This window comes from Geodermatophilus aquaeductus (assembly GCF_900182545.1).
In the GTDB taxonomy this organism is placed as follows: Bacteria; Actinomycetota; Actinomycetes; order Mycobacteriales; family Geodermatophilaceae; genus Geodermatophilus; species Geodermatophilus aquaeductus.
Window position 1 is genome coordinate 39,901 of record NZ_FXTJ01000013.1, and the last position, 14,087, is coordinate 53,987.

Sequence of the window (14,087 nt, forward strand, 5' to 3'; positions counted from 1 at the left end):
GCCGGCAATCGAGTGGCCACCGACAGCTCGGTGGACCGACCAACGCGGCCAGACCGTCAGGACCGGCCCCCCGCCCCTCATGCCACTCTGCAACCGGGCCGCAACCGCCCGCAAGCACCGGGCAAGCGTCGTCCCCGAGTCTCCTCTTCGCACGGCACCCGGCCGCCCGGCCGACCGCCGCCCCGCAGAGGAGCTCCCCCCACGATGCGCACCACCGCCGTCCGGACCACGTCCCTGCTCGCCGCCGGTGCGGCCGTCCTCCTGCTCGGCGCCTGCGGCGGAGGGGACGACCCGGTCGCCTCCGCCGCCGACGGCGGCGCCGCCGGGACGGTCGAGGAGGGGACGCCGGAGGACGGCCCGCTGCCGGCCGACGCGGACGTGTGCGCCCTGTACGCCGCCGACGGGCAGGCCCTCCTCGACGCCTACGACGCCTACGGCAGCGGCGCGACCGCCGACCCGGGCGACTTCTACGCCTCGCTGGAAGCCCTCGCCGCCGACGTCGACTCCGCCCCCGTGGGCGAGGTGTCGCCCGACGTCCTGACCGCCGCGCAGGAGACCAGCGCCGCGGCCGCCGAGGCGGTGCCCGCCCTCGAGGGCGGCGAGGGCGTCGAGGAGGTCGACGCCACCATCGGGGGGCTGGAGAGCCTGACCGACGCCTGTGCGGCGCTGGGCCTCTGAGGTCAGCGCGCGAGCAGCGCGGCGAGCGCGGCCGTCCCCTCGAGGAGGGCCCGGGAGCGGGCGTCGACGTCCGCGTCCCGGGCCGCCAGGGCGGCCAGGACGTCGTCGCGCCGGCCCGCGCGGCGGACCTGCGGCAGGAGCTCCCGCAGCGGGCCGATCCGGTACCCGGCGCGGCGGAGCTGGACGACGATCCGGGCGTCGCGCACGTCGGCCGGGGTGTACCGCCGCGCCTCGCCGGCGCCCCGCCGCGGGACGACGAGCCCCTCGGCGTCCCAGTGCCGCAGGGTCGACGGGCGCACGCCGAGGGCGGCCGCGAGCTCCGAGACGCCCATCGCGTCCGACGGGCGCACGTCCGCGATCGGCTCCTCGGCGATCAGCCCGGCGGCCTCGCGGGCGAGGGCGAGCTCCCGCCGCTCGGTGTCGAGGCGGGCGTGCGCGGCGTCGAGGAGCCGCAGCAGCCCGGACGCCGGGTCGCGGTGCGCGGCCCGCACCAGCTCCCGGGCGGGCACCGGTCCGACGGCGACCGCCAGCGAGCGGTAGGCCAGCGCGGCACGGACGTGCAGGTCGGTGAAGGTGCGGTACCCCGAGGCGGTCCGCTCCGCCGGGGGCAGGACGCCGTCGGCCTCGAGGTCGCGGACCTGCTGTACCGAGTACCCGGACCGCCGCGCGACGTCGACCGTCCGCAGGCCTGACTGGAGACTCCGCACCCCCACCTCCGCGTGCCGACCGGTCCGACCCTCCACAGGGACCCGAATGCCACGCTCGAGGGCGTGGGCATCGACGAGATCATCGAGCACGTCACCGCGCTGGGCGGCGTCCTGGTCCTGCGGCCGGGGCCGGGCGACGGGTCGCCGGAGGCCGCCTGGGGCGACGTCTTCCTCTACTACGCACCCGACGGCGTCGTCCCCCGGACCCAGCCGTTCGCGACGGTGGTGACCAAGGACCTGCCGGGCGACCGGTCGTCGCGGCTGGACCGCCCCGGGACGTTCCGCGTCAACGTGGGCGTGGGGCGGGAGGAGTTCACCGCGCTCGTCGGCCGCGGCCCCCGCGAGCCGGCCGGCGCGGGCGAGCCCGCGCCGGACGAGACCGACACCGTGCTGGCGCACCCGGTGTACGGCGCGCTGGGCTGGGTCTGCGTGGTCGACCCCGGTCCCCGCGCGGAGGACACGCTCCGGGACCTGCTGACCACCGCACACGGACTGGCCCGTGCCCGCCGGGAGCGCCGGGAGGGGGCCTGAACGCGGATCAGCCCCGCGCCTCCCGGTCGACCGCGGCGAGGAGCAGCTCGGCGAGCCGCTCGACGTAGGGGTGGCGCAGCAGCGCGTTGTGCCCGCAGTCGAAGCGGTGCACCTCGCGGGGTCCCCGGAGGACGGGATCCCACCAGGCGGCGTCGTCGTCGTTCTCCGCCGACTGCACCAGCAGCGCCGCGCCGGGCCAGGGCCGCGGGCGGTGGAAGCGCCCCACCCGGGCGCCGTGCTGGTGGAAGACCTCCTTCTGCACCTCGGGAGGACGCCGCACGAGACCGGCGGTGAGCACCTGCACGCGGGTGCGCCACAGCTCTCCCCGCGTCAGCGGCGCGCTCTCCGGCCCCAGGTGCTGCGGTGCCTGCGCGGGGCGCAGGCCGGCCGGGACGAAGGTGTCGAGCACGGCCACCTGCAGCACCTCGCGCCCGCGCTGCCGCAGCAGGTCGCCGACCCGCAGGGCGAACAGGCCGCCGAGGGAGTGCCCGGCCAGGACGACCGGACCCTCGGGGGCGATCGCCTCGAGCCGGCGCAGGTAGCGGCGGGCGGCGCGGCCGACGGTCCAGTCGGGCACGCCGCGGCCTTCGAGGCCACGGACCTGGAAGGCGTACACGGGCTGGTCGGGGCCCACGGCCCCGGCGAGCGGGGCGAACGCCGCGGCCGCACCGCCGGCACCGGCGAAGCAGAACAGCGGCGCCCGGCGGCCGGTCGTCCGGAGGGTCACCAGGTCGCTGGTGCGCCGGACCGCGCCGCCTCCGGCGGCGGCCACCAGCGCGGCGAACTCGGCGAGGGTGGCGTGCTCGGCCAGGTCGGCGGTGGTCAGCTCGACCCCGAGCCGCGCCTGGACGGTCGCCAGCATCTCCTCCACCAGCAGGGAGTCCCCGCCCAGGGCGGTGAAGCTCTCCTCCCGGCCGACCTGCTCCAGGTGCAGGAGCGAGGACCAGACGGCCTCGACGGCCTCCTCCTGCGGCGTGCGCGGGGGGGTCGGCGCGGGGCGCTCGGGCACGTCCGGCAGGGCGCGGGTGTCGACCTTGCCGCGTTCGGTGCGGGGCAGGGACTCGACCAGCACGACGTCGCGGGGCACCATCCACGCCGGCAGGGTGCGGGCGACCCCGGCGCGCAGCAGGGCCGGTGCGGCCGTGCCGCCGGCGGGGTCGGGCTCGACCCAGGCGACCAGGCGGGGCGTGGGGGTGTCGGCGTCCACCGCGCGGACGACGACGTCGCGGACGGCGGGCAGTGCCCGCAGCGCCGTCTCGACCTCGCTGGGCTCGACCAGGTAGCCGCGGATCTTGACCGCGTCGTCGGCGCGGCCGAGCAGGTGCAGCACGTCGCCGACCAGGCGGGCGCGGTCACCGGAGCGGAACCGGGTGCGCCCGTCGGGCAGCCGCTCGAAGCGCGCCGCCGTCTGCTCGGGGTCGCGCCAGTACCCGGCGGCGAGGAAGGCCGAGGTGACGTGCAGGGTCCCGGTCTCCCCAGCCGCCAGCGGGGTGCCGTCGTCGTCGAGGACCTCGAGGTGCTGCAGGGCCAGCGGCGGCCCGGCCGGGAGGACCCCCGCGGGCACCGGGGCACCCGGCGGCACCTCGAAGGCGGCCAGGCCCGAGGCCTCCGAGGACCCGAGCCAGTTCATCACGGCGACGTGCTCGCCCAGGTGCCGGCGCACGGTGTGCACGTCGGCACCGAACACCTTCTCCCCGCCGGTGGGCACCAGCCGCAGGTCCGGCAGCGCGGAGCCGGCCGGCAGGACCGCACCGAGGGCCCGCAGCAGCGACGGCGTGCAGCACAGCACCGTGACGCGCTCGGCCCGCAGCCACTCGGCGAGGTCGGACAGGCCGTGCACCCGCGGGTCGCGCACGCAGGCCGTGGCGCCGTTGAGCAGGGCACCGAAGAGGACGTTCATCGCCGCCCCGAAGGACGACGGCATGACGACCGCGACGCGGTCGGCGGGCGCGAGCCGGAACGCCCGGCCGTGGTTGAACGCCGAGGCGAGGACGGTGCCGTGGGTGAAGACGACGCCCTTGGGCGCCCCGGTCGAGCCGGAGGTGAACAGCAGCAGCGCGGCCTCGTCGACGGCGGGGTCGGGGGCGGGGTCGAGGGCGGGCGCGGTGCCGGCCTCCGCCGTCGGGACGAGCCCGAGCACCGCGGTGACCCCGGGCAGGCCGGCGGCGGCCTCGCGGCGGTCGTCGTCGGCCAGGACGACGGCGACCTGCGCCTGCTCGACCACCTGCGCCACGCGGGCCGGCGGGACGGTGACGTCGAGGACCACGCAGGGCCGGCCCGTGGCGGTGACCGCGCAGATGGCGGCGGCGCTGTCGGCGTCCTGCTCGGCGTACACGGCGACGGCCCCGTCCGGCGTCCCGGCGAGCAGCGGTGCCAGCGCGGCGGCGAGCGCCCGCACCCGGGAGTCGAGCTCGGCGTAGGTCAGCCGGACGCCGGCCGACTCCAGCGCCGGGTGGTCCGGCACGGCGCGGGCCAGCTCGGCCAGCCGTCCGGGGACGCTCTGCCCCGGGCCGGGCTGGGGTAGCGCCGGCACCCCGGGGACGACGGTGACGGCGCCCGCGGGGCCGGCACCGGCGCTCGGGGCGGTCGGCGCGCTGGACTCGGTCATGCAGCCTCCCGGGCGGGATCTCCGTCGCGTACCGCACCGTGCACGCGCCGGCACGCCACTGTATGTGGCCCGGAGGAGGGGTCCGGGCCCGCGCGGGGAGGCCCCGGGGGCCGTTCACCCGACCGGGCGAACGACCGGGCGCCCGCGGGCCGGGGACACACAACGGCTCCGCTCCTGGGCAGGAGCGGAGCCGCGGTGCTGTCTCAACCAGACGTGCACCCGAAGGGATTCGAACCCCTAACCTTCTGATCCGTAGTCAGATGCTCTATCCGTTGAGCTACGGGTGCGGACTGTTCAGTTGTCGTGCGCGGAGGCTCCGGGATTTGAACCCGGGATGGGGATTAACCCAAACCGCATTAGCAGTGCGGCGCCATAGACCGGACTAGGCGAAGCCTCCCGGGGTCCGAGTCCCCCCGGAACCACCGCGGTAGAGACTACCAGCGGCCTCCGCGACCCTCCCAGCCCGGGGGGTCCGGGCCGGGAGGAGCGGGGTCAGACGGCCATCCGCTCGCGGGTCACCGACGACGGACGGCGGCCGGGCACCAGCGTCACCAGCACCGCCACGGCCGCGCCCGCGACGGCGAGGACGAGGCTGCCGGTCACGCCCGACGACGAGTCGACGAGCGCACCGCCCAGGGCCGCGCCGACGGCCGAGGCGCCGGTGGCCATCGTGGACAGCCAGGTGAACGCCTCGGTGGTGGCGTGCGCCGGGGCAAGAGCGCCGACCAGCGAGTTCTGCACGGTCAGCGTGGGCGCGATCGCCGTGCCGCCGAGGAACAGCAGGGCGCCGAGCACCCACGGGCTCGACGCCGCCGTCAGCGGGGCCAGGCCGATCGTGACGCCCAACAGCAGCCACCGGTACTGCCGCGGCAGGGAGGCGCTGACCACGCGGGCGCCGAACCACAGCCCGCCGGCGACCGAACCCAGCGACCACAGGGCGAGCAGCAGGCCCGACATCCCGGGCGAGCCGGCGTCGTCGGCGAAGGCGGGGATGGCGACCTCGAGCGCGCCGAAGCCGAGCATCAGCGCCGAGCCGCTGAGCAGCACGCGCGGCATGCCGGGGGCGAGCACGGTGGCGAACGGGCTCATGCGCTCCGCGGACGGCACGGGCACCCAGCCGCGCATCGCGGCCGAGGCCGCGAGCGCCAGCGCGCCGGTGACGGCGAGCACCCCGGCGACGCCGAGCGCCCACGCCGGACCGGCGACGACGGCGAGCGTGGCCACCAGCGTCGGGCCGGCCACGAAGACCAGCTCGGTGGCGGTGGCGTCGAGGGCGAAGGCGGTGCCGCGCACGGCCGGGTCGACCCGCGACCACAGCGCGCGGACCGTGCCGGACACCAGCGGGGTGCCGGCACCGGCCGCGGCCGAGGCGGCGACGACGACCGCCGTCGGCGCGCCCCCGAGGACGACGGCCACCAGCAGCGCCAGCAGCAGCGGATAGGCGGCGGCCTGGACCAGCAGCACCGGACGCGGGGTGCGCCGGTCGGCGAGGCGGCCGAGGACGGGCGCCATCGCGGCCATCGCGAGGCCGTAGGTGGCCGAGGCGAGGCCGGCCACGGCGTAGGAACCGGTCTGCTGCTGCACCATGAGCAGCAGCGCCAGCGGGACCATCGCCGAGGGCAGCCGGCCGGCGAACCCGGCGAGCAGCAGCACGGGGGCGGACGGCAGACGCCAGACGGACAGGTACGAACGCACGACAGCACTCACTTAAGACTTGCGGGAAGAGGAACAGTAGGCGGTCAAACTTCGTTGACCCCCTACGACAGTAGCAGGGGCGGTAGGGAGTCACATGGACTACGACACCTACGGGTCGAACGCCGTCGAGTTGGCCATCGACCTGGCCAACGCCGACCGCGCGGCGGACCCGGACTGGGCCGCGGCCTTCCTGCGCGCGCACGACGAGTGGTTCACGCCCGAGACGGCGCTGGACCTCTCCCCCGCCGAGACCCGCCGCGCCGCCGCGACCGCCGACCTCGTCCGCGCCGTCGCCGTCGCCGGCACGCAGGACGACGTCATCGCCCGGCTCAACGAGCTGCTCACCCTCGCCCGGCCGCACCCCTACGCCACCGACCACGACGGCGAGCTGCACCTGCACTACGCCCGCCCCGACGCCCCCGCGCTCGAGCAGCTGACGACGACCGTGGCGATGGGGCTCTCGCAGGTGGTGGCCCAGCACGGGTGGCAGCGGCTCGGCGTCTGCTCGGCCGACGCCTGCGACGACGTCTACGTGGACACCTCGCGCAACGCCAGCCGGCGGTACTGCTCGAACACCTGCGCCAGCCGCTCGACGGTCGCCGCGTACCGCGCCCGCCGCAAGGCCTGAGCGGGGTCTAGCGTCCCGCGGGTGACCCCGCTGCGGCTGCGCCACTGGGACGCGCGGCTGCACGCCGCCATCGGCGCCCTGCCCGCGAGCCCGGCCGACCGGTGGCTGCGGTGGCTGTCGCGGGCGGCCGACCACGGGAAGCTGTGGTTCACGATCGCCCTGCTCCTGGGCGTGCGGCGCGGGCAGTTCCGGCGGGGCGCGCTGCGCGGCGTGGGATCGCTGGCGGTGGCCAGCTCCGTGGTCAACGCCGTCCTCAAGCGGGTGTTCGGCCGGGTGCGGCCGGACCTCGCCGGCCTGACCGGCGAGCGGCACCTGCGACGGGCGCCGCACACGCTCTCCTTCCCGAGCGGCCACTCGTCCTCGGCGGCCGCCTTCGCCACCGGCGTCGCGATGGAGAGCCCGCTGGCCGGCGCCGCGCTCGGACCGCTGGCACTGGCGGTCGGCTACTCGCGGGTGCACGTGGGCGTGCACTACCCGGGCGACGTCGTCTCGGGCCTGGCCATCGGCGCCGGGGTGGCGCTGGCCGGACGGCGCTGGTGGCCGGTACGGCCGACCGAGCCGGCGCGGGTGCGCCCGGCACAGACCGCCCCGGCGCTGCCCGACGGCGCGGGACTCGTGGTGGCGGTGAACCCGCGGTCGGGCGAGGAGGACTACGACCCCGCGGAGGAGGTCCGGCGGCTGCTGCCCGCCGCCGAGGTGCTCACCACGTCGCCCGGGCAGAACATCACCGACCTGCTCGAGGAGGCGGCCCGCTCGGGACGGGCCGCCGCACTCGGGGTGGCCGGCGGCGACGGCAGCGTGGCAGCCGCGGCGGCGGTGGCGCTGGAGGCGGGCCTGCCGCTGGCCGTCGTCCCGGCGGGGACGCTCAACCACTTCGCGCGCGACCTCGGCGTCGAGACGCTCGAGGAGGCCGCCGAGGCGGTGACGGCCGGGCAGGCGGTGTGCGTGGACGTCGCCGACGTCAACGGGGTCCCGTTCCTCAACACCGCGAGCATCGGCGTCTACCCGGAGCTGGTGCGCCGCCGCGACGCCCTCGAGGGCCGGCTGGGCCGGTGGACGGCGACGGCCGCGGCGGCGGCGCAGGTGCTGCGCGGCGGGACGCCGGTGTCGCTGGTGCTCGACGGGCGGCCGGCGCAGGTGTGGATCCTGTTCGTCGGCAACTGCCGGTACACCCCGCGCGGCCTGGCGCCGGCCTGGCGGCCCCGGCTGGAGGACGGCCTGCTCGACGTCCAGTACCTGCGCGCCGACGTCCCGTTCAGCCGGACCCGCGCGGTGCTCGGGGCGCTGCTCGGGGTCAGCGACCGCAGCTCGGGCTACGCGTCGTTCCAGACGGCACAGCTGCGGGTGCACCTGTGGTCGGGGCCGCAGCGGGTGGCCTACGACGGCGAGACGGGCGAGGCGTCCTCCACGTTCGTGTTCGGCAAGCGCTCGCCGCTGACGGTGTACTGCAGCCGCACGTCCTGACTGCTCTGCGGGTGCTCCTCGCGCTCTGCGGGTGCTGCAGGACCCCCGAGGCGCGAGGAACACCCGCGATGCGGCGCCTCCTGCGGTGTCGTCCCCGCTCCTGCGGTGCTGCACAACCGCAGGAGCGGGTGGGACACCGCAAGAGCGATCCCTCCACAGGGGCACTGCGCGAGGGGGCGGTCAGTGGCTAGGGTCCCGGATCCGTGATCGCCGACGGGGGTGGACGACGCATGGGCAGGGCTGCACGGACGGCGGCGGCGCTGGTAGTGGCGACTGCGGCGCTGGCCGGCTGCTCCGAGGCCGAGCCGGCCAGCCAGACCCTGCCGAGCACGAGCGCGCAGGCCGCTCCGACCACCGAGGCCCTGCCGCCGCTCGGCCCCGCCGACTTCCCCATGCCCCCCGAGGCGCGCGAAAGAACCTCGCGCGGGGCGGTGGAATTCACTCACTATTACATGCTACTGATCGAATACATCGGCGATAGCGACCTCGATCCCCAACCCATTACGACACTCAGTGCGAACTGCGACGCTTGCGATCGGATCGCAACATCGTTCAGCGAAGATCGTGCCGCAGGTTTCACATACGATGACGTCTGGGTGCGAATGACCCCGTACGACGACGAAGCGTTCGCAACCGACCACGGATTCGACGTCGGATTCGTCTACGAACAAGGCCCTCTCGTCGTTCGAGATGCCTCTGGTCAGATAGTAGATAACGAAGGCGCCGCCGCAACGGGCCCTCTACAGTCAGGCGCCCTGGTCGAATGGAAGAACGATATTTCTTCCTGGGTCGTGACTAGTTTGACTATCGGATAAATGGGACGGCGCCTTGCGGCCGGCTTGGTCGCACTACTCGGATTGGTTTTCGGCCCCCCGGTCGCCCTGGCAGGTGACTGTGCACTCGGGGTCTGCAGTACGCCAGAAGTGAGCACGGGACCGGGCGCACTCCTTGCGAACTACTTTGCAGCGTCGCCCGGCGGTGGGTACGCCGCGTCGAATGCGGCGCCGGGAGCCCAACCATTTACCTGGCGACTGACGAGTCCTTGCTCGACGTGGACGGGGAACGACTGCAACCCTGCGACCGACCAACCCTGTCCGGCGCCGCCGGACCGAGTCGTGCGGTTCCTCAATGTCGAGCAACGCCGCCTGGTCCTGCCCGACGGCACGACCACCGACGGTTACCCGACCGGCGGAGCGGCACCAGGCACGGCCGTCGGTCCGTGGACGGGCTTCAGCACGTCGTGCGTGGACATCACCGACCTCAACCCGCCGCCGTCGCCGGACGAGGTGTTCCGCTACTTCCAGACCCTCCCGCTGCCGACGCTGACCACGCGCCAGCAGCCACCGGGCAACGCGCTCGTCGGCCTGCCGGTCGTCTTCTACGCCGACGGACCGACCAGCCAGGACTTCGTCCTCGACATCCGCGGCTTCACCGTCGAGATCACCGCGACCGCGGACTCCTTCACCTGGCACACCGGCGACGGCACCGACCTCACGACCACCGACCCCGGCGCCCCGTACCCGCGCCACACGATCACCCACGACTACGCGGCCGGCACCTACACGGCGTCGCTGACCACCACGTGGAGCGGCACCTTCCGGGTCGACGGCAGCGCCGACGTCGCGGTGCCCGGCACGACGACGACCGAGGGCGCGCCCGTCACCTTCGCCGTCGTCGAGGCCCGCGCCGTCCTCACCGACCCGTACGACTGACCGTCGACCGGACCACCGCCAGGACGGCCAGCGACGCCAGCGCCTCGCCGAACTCCTCCACGAACGTGGCCGACGACGCCGACAGCGTCCTCGCGTCGTCCTGGACCGCCACGACCAGGCCGGTGAGCGCGTCGAGGCCCAGCGCGGCCAGCGCGTAGCCGGCGAACGCGGCCGCCACCCGGGCGCCGTCGACCACCCTCCACACCCGCCCCGCGGAGGCGAGCAGCGCGAGCGACGGCACCGCGACGGCGAGACCGAGGACCAGCGTGGCCGCCGGGGAGGTCTCCGACTCCACCGCCGCGTGCGCGCTGTCGAGCTTCAGCACCGCCAGCACCAGCGCCGTCCCGGCGACGCCGGCCCACCACAGCCGCACGAGGCCCCGCGCGGACCACCCGCCGACCGCCGCCAGGACGCCGACCGCCGCGAGGACCCCGGTGGTGAACAGCCGCGGCAGCCCGCCGACCGCGTCGAGGGACAGCAGGTGGCGCACCGCCGGCTCCGTGCAGTGCCCGAGCCCGCAGCGCAGCCGCACGGCGAAGGCCGCCCCGAACAGGACGACGGCCACCAGGGCGAGGAGGAGCACCCACCAGGCGGTCCGCCGCTCGGGACGGACCGTCGGCTGCACCCGGTGATCCTCTCCCGCACCGCAGCCGGAGCGCATTGACCGAGCAGAGTGACGTGTCGATCACTAGGTTCCGATCAGGGTGTCCCGCACCGCAGCGCGGGCATGGGACACGCGGAAGGTCCCATCGACGGAAGAGGTCACCCATGTTGGTCCGCCGGATCGCCCGGCCCCTGCTCGCGTCGTCGTTCATCTACGGCGGCATCGACACCCTGCGCAACCCGCAGACCCGCGTCCCGGGGGCCAGGCCGGTGGTCGAGCAGATCACGAGGACGGCGGACGAGCAGCTGCCCGTGCAGGTGCCGCGCGACGTCGAGCAGTGGGTCCGGATCGACGCCGGGATCAAGGTCGGCGCCGGCTCGTTGTTCGCCCTCGGCAAGCTCCCCCGCCTGAGCGCCCTCGCCCTGGCCGGCAGCATCGTCCCGACGACGCTGGCCGGGCACCGCTTCTGGGAGCACGAGGACCCCGAGGAGCGTTTCGGCCAGCTGGCGAACTTCCTCAAGAACGCCGGCCTGCTCGGCGGGCTGCTCATCGCCGCCGTCGACACCGAGGGCCGCCCGTCGGTGGGCTACCGGGCCAAGCGCGCGGCCAAGCGCGCCGCCGAGGGCACCGAGAAGAGCTACGAGAAGGCCGGCAAGCGCGCGGCCAAGGCGCAGAAGAAGGCCGCCAAGAAGGCCGCCAAGAAGGCGAGGAAGGCCAGCTGAGCACGCCACTGGGACCCGCGGCCGCGCTCCGGAGGATCGCCTTCCTCCTGGAGCGCGCCCGCGAGCCCACGCACCGGGTGGCCGCGTTCCGCACCGCGGCCGCAGTCGTCGACGCGCTCCCGGAGGGCGAGCTCGAGCGGCGGATCAGCACCCGGACGCTGACCGACCTGCGCGGCATCGGCCCCAAGACCGGCGCCGCGATCGTGCAGGCGCACGCCGGCGACGTCCCCGAGTACCTCGCCCGCCTCGAGGAGGCCCACAGCGAGCTCGTGCCCCTCGCTGACGACGTCGCCGAGTTCCGCAGCACCCTGCGCGGCGACCTGCACACGCACTCGGACTGGTCCGACGGCGGCAGCCCGATCCGCGAGATGGCCGAGGCGGCGATCGCCCTGGGCCACGAGTACATGGCCCTCACCGACCACTCGCCGCGGCTGACCGTCGCCAACGGGCTGACCGCGGAGCGGCTGGAGCGGCAGCTCGACGTCGTCGCCGCGCTCAACGAGGAGCTGCACCCCTTCCGGATCCTCACCGGCATCGAGTGCGACATCCACGTCGACGGCAGCCTCGACCAGACCGACGAGCTGCTCGGCCGGCTCGACGTCGTGGTGGCCAGCGTGCACTCCGACCTGCGCGCGGAGTCCGCCGCCATGACCGCCCGGATGCTGGCCGCCGTCGCCAACCCGCACACCGACGTCCTCGGCCACTGCACCGGGCGGCTGCTCATCCCCCGCGAGCAGCGGGAGGGACGGCGACAGCGGCCCCGGCCGGAGAGCGCCTTCGACGCCGAGGCCGTCTTCAGCGCCTGCGTCGAGCACGGCACCGCGGTCGAGATCAACTCCCGGCCCGAACGGCTGGACCCGCCGCTGCGGCTGCTCTCCCTCGCCGTCGAGCTGGGCTGCTCGTTCTCCATCGACACCGACGCGCACGCGCCCGGTCAGCTCGACTGGCAGGACAACGGCTGCGAGCGCGCGGTCGAGACCGGCGTCGACGTCGACCGAGTGGTCAACACCTGGACCGCCGACGAGCTGCTCGACTGGACGACCGGCTGAGTCGCGGTGCCTGCCCTGGCGCCCGTCGGGTCAGGTCACGCTGCCGAAGACGGTGAAGCCCCTGCCGCGGAACACCGGTCCACCCGGTGTTGGCGCGGGAGCCAGGCGCCCTCCGGCCGGCCCTGGAACTCCTCGGGCCGGCACATCAGCGGGTCGAAGGGGGCGTAGGCCGCCAGCGCGTCGACCTTGGCGTTCAGGTCGGCCCCGTCCACGTTGACCGGCAGGTCCCGGACCGGGTACCCGACGTAGCCCACCACCGGCACGTCGGGCGCGGAGCGGTCCCGGGCCGCGACGAGCAGGCGGGCCACCGCGTGGTGGTCGCTGTGGTCGCCGTCGCCCCAGGCTCCCGCGTGGTCGAGCGTGCGGACGACGGTGGGCTGCAACTCGGTGATGAACCGGCCCAGGACGTCGAGCAGCGCCGACCGCGAGTACGCCCGGGCCGGCGTCTCGACGGTCCACAGGACGGAGGCCGTGCCGTTGACCAGTCGCTGGAGGCTGGCCGGGCCCGACCGGGGGGTACCCGCGCCCTCCATCCCGCCGTCGGGCAGCCGCAGGAAGCACAGGCGGACCGCAGGGTGGTCGAGCAGCACGGCCTCCGTCATCACGGCTGTCCCGATCGACACCCGGGACGTCGACCAGCGGTCGGCGGCCCCGACCATCCGGGCGTAGGCGGCCCCGATCCCACGCTCGCGCCCCCGCCAGTACCGGTCAGGCCGACCGGCATCACCCGAGGTTACGTACACCGTGACGACCGGCCTCCCGGCCCTCAGGTCGTGCACGATGTCCGGACTCAGGAAGAACAGGTCGTCATCCGGGTGGGCCACGACGACCAGCACCCCGCCTGTGCCCGGCGGGCGCCACCCCGCCACGGCGGCCTGCCGACCGCGCGCGACTCCGGTCGCCCCGGCGAGGACCGCGACGCGGCGCCGCACACCCAGCCACACGGCCAGCGTCCGGCGCTGCACGGCAGCGGTCACCAGGCCGGGCAGGACCCGGAGGCCGGTCACGAGCGGCCGGACGCGGTGTTCCGGTGCCGCGCGTCCGGTCGCCGCCGGGCGCGGTGCCGGTGCAGGACCTCCTCGAGCGCCGTCAGGTGCGCGTCGAACGGGAAGTGCTCGTCGACGAACGCGCTGCACGCGCGGCCCAGGCCGGGGTCGGTCTGCCGCCAGTCGAGGACGGCGACGAGCCGCTCGGCGAGCTCCGCCGGCGAGCGGGGCGTCACCAGGAACCGGCCCAGTTCTCCCGAGAGGATCTCGGGCAGGGCACCGATGCGAGAGGCCACCACGGGCCGCCCGGACGTCAGTCCCTCGAGCACGACCCTCCCGAAGGACTCGGGCAGCTGGGTCGGGAAGGCGATCACGTCGCTGGCGTGCAGGAACGGGACGACGTCGGTGGTAGCCGGGAAGACCCGGTAGGACGCCGGGGGCAGCCGGTCGAGCTCGGCCTGGACGTCGGGGACTACCCGATGACCGGAGAGCGAGTCGACCAGCACCAGGAGGGCGTCGGGGACCAGCTCGCGCACCCGCTGCCAGGCCGCCAGCAGCGTCCCCACGCCCTTCTCCGCGCTCATCTGCCCGTAGCAGAGGACGACGGGCACGTCCTGCGGGAGGTCCAGCTGGCGTCGCGTGCGGGCCCGCGCCTCCTCCCCGCCGTACGGATAGGCACCCGGGGGCAGCGCGTTGTGGACGC

General features: G+C 75.3%; 14 protein-coding genes and 2 tRNA genes. 8 read left to right on the top strand and 8 right to left on the bottom strand.

What is annotated here, in order from left to right; translation table 11 throughout:
- Window positions 1–204 precede the first annotated feature (204 nt).
- A complete protein-coding gene (locus FN207_RS22620; RefSeq protein ID WP_142460706.1) occupies window positions 205–678 on the top strand; it encodes a hypothetical protein in 474 nt (157 codons plus the stop codon).
- A 2-nt stretch (window positions 679–680) separates the two neighbouring features.
- On the opposite strand, the gene FN207_RS22625 is transcribed toward FN207_RS22620, so the two are convergent.
- Complete coding sequence (locus tag FN207_RS22625) at window positions 681–1,385, bottom strand: MerR family transcriptional regulator (RefSeq protein WP_221888363.1); 705 nt, start codon at window positions 1,383–1,385, stop codon at window positions 681–683.
- Between the two features lie 63 nt (window positions 1,386–1,448).
- Here FN207_RS22625 and FN207_RS22630 point away from each other — a divergent pair, with 63 nt between their 5' ends.
- Window positions 1,449–1,916: a DUF6194 family protein gene (locus tag FN207_RS22630; RefSeq protein ID WP_142460707.1), complete on the top strand. Its 468-nt coding sequence runs from the start codon at window positions 1,449–1,451 to the stop codon at window positions 1,914–1,916.
- A gap of 7 nt (window positions 1,917–1,923) precedes the next feature.
- On the opposite strand, the gene FN207_RS22635 is transcribed toward FN207_RS22630, so the two are convergent.
- From FN207_RS22635 to FN207_RS22650, 4 genes are all read right to left on the bottom strand, one after another.
- Window positions 1,924–4,524 carry an alpha/beta fold hydrolase gene (locus FN207_RS22635; protein ID WP_142460708.1) on the bottom strand — a complete coding sequence of 867 codons (2,601 nt, stop codon included), beginning with the start codon at window positions 4,522–4,524 and terminating at the stop codon, window positions 1,924–1,926.
- A 214-nt stretch (window positions 4,525–4,738) separates the two neighbouring features.
- Window positions 4,739–4,811, bottom strand: a tRNA-Arg gene (locus tag FN207_RS22640).
- 21 nt (window positions 4,812–4,832) lie between these two features.
- A tRNA-Ser gene (locus FN207_RS22645) sits at window positions 4,833–4,921 on the bottom strand.
- A gap of 95 nt (window positions 4,922–5,016) precedes the next feature.
- Window positions 5,017–6,177, bottom strand: a complete 1,161-nt coding sequence (locus tag FN207_RS22650) for an MFS transporter (protein WP_246066283.1) — start codon at window positions 6,175–6,177, stop codon at window positions 5,017–5,019.
- 136 nt (window positions 6,178–6,313) lie between these two features.
- Here FN207_RS22650 and FN207_RS22655 point away from each other — a divergent pair, with 136 nt between their 5' ends.
- The 4 genes from FN207_RS22655 (at window position 6,314) to FN207_RS22670 (ending at window position 10,023) form a co-directional block, all read left to right on the top strand.
- Window positions 6,314–6,847: a CGNR zinc finger domain-containing protein gene (locus tag FN207_RS22655; protein ID WP_142460709.1), complete on the top strand. Its 534-nt coding sequence runs from the start codon at window positions 6,314–6,316 to the stop codon at window positions 6,845–6,847.
- 21 nt (window positions 6,848–6,868) lie between these two features.
- The gene (locus tag FN207_RS22660) at window positions 6,869–8,311 is read left to right on the top strand and encodes a bifunctional phosphatase PAP2/diacylglycerol kinase family protein (protein ID WP_142460710.1); all 1,443 of its coding nucleotides are present in this window, start codon (window positions 6,869–6,871) and stop codon (window positions 8,309–8,311) included.
- A gap of 203 nt (window positions 8,312–8,514) precedes the next feature.
- On the top strand, window positions 8,515–9,126 hold the full coding sequence (locus FN207_RS22665) for a hypothetical protein (RefSeq protein WP_142460711.1): 612 nt from the start codon (window positions 8,515–8,517) through the stop codon (window positions 9,124–9,126).
- Between the two features lie 300 nt (window positions 9,127–9,426).
- Window positions 9,427–10,023 (top strand): hypothetical protein, encoded by a 597-nt coding sequence (locus tag FN207_RS22670; protein ID WP_142460712.1) that lies wholly within the window; start codon window positions 9,427–9,429, stop codon window positions 10,021–10,023.
- Here FN207_RS22670 and FN207_RS22675 read toward each other — a convergent pair.
- The gene (locus tag FN207_RS22675) at window positions 10,004–10,648 is read right to left on the bottom strand and encodes a hypothetical protein (RefSeq protein WP_142460713.1); all 645 of its coding nucleotides are present in this window, start codon (window positions 10,646–10,648) and stop codon (window positions 10,004–10,006) included. The genes FN207_RS22670 and FN207_RS22675 overlap by 20 nt on opposite strands.
- A gap of 143 nt (window positions 10,649–10,791) precedes the next feature.
- On the opposite strand from FN207_RS22675, the gene FN207_RS22680 reads away from it, so the two are divergent.
- Window positions 10,792–11,349 (top strand): DoxX family protein, encoded by a 558-nt coding sequence (locus FN207_RS22680; protein ID WP_142460714.1) that lies wholly within the window; start codon window positions 10,792–10,794, stop codon window positions 11,347–11,349.
- 8 nt (window positions 11,350–11,357) lie between these two features.
- Window positions 11,358–12,398, top strand: coding sequence for a PHP domain-containing protein (locus FN207_RS22685; RefSeq protein ID WP_142460786.1), 1,041 nt, complete (start codon window positions 11,358–11,360; stop codon window positions 12,396–12,398).
- 35 nt (window positions 12,399–12,433) lie between these two features.
- On the opposite strand, the gene FN207_RS22690 is transcribed toward FN207_RS22685, so the two are convergent.
- Entirely contained in the window at window positions 12,434–13,405 is a 972-nt protein-coding gene (locus FN207_RS22690) for a PIG-L family deacetylase (RefSeq protein WP_185938511.1), read from the bottom strand.
- The coding region (locus FN207_RS22695; protein WP_142460715.1) for a glycosyltransferase family 4 protein at window positions 13,402–14,087 on the bottom strand (686 nt) is incomplete at its 5' end. The genes FN207_RS22695 and FN207_RS22690, both read right to left, overlap by 4 nt.

Coding starts and splice junctions, on each gene's coding strand:
- FN207_RS22680 (WP_142460714.1), top strand. CDS start 10,792: ATGTTGGTCCGCCGGATCGCCCGGCCCCTGCTCGCGTCGTCGTTCATC.
- FN207_RS22620 (WP_142460706.1), top strand. CDS start 205: ATGCGCACCACCGCCGTCCGGACCACGTCCCTGCTCGCCGCCGGTGCG.
- FN207_RS22655 (WP_142460709.1), top strand. CDS start 6,314: ATGGACTACGACACCTACGGGTCGAACGCCGTCGAGTTGGCCATCGAC.
- FN207_RS22635 (WP_142460708.1), bottom strand. CDS start 4,524: ATGACCGAGTCCAGCGCGCCGACCGCCCCGAGCGCCGGTGCCGGCCCC.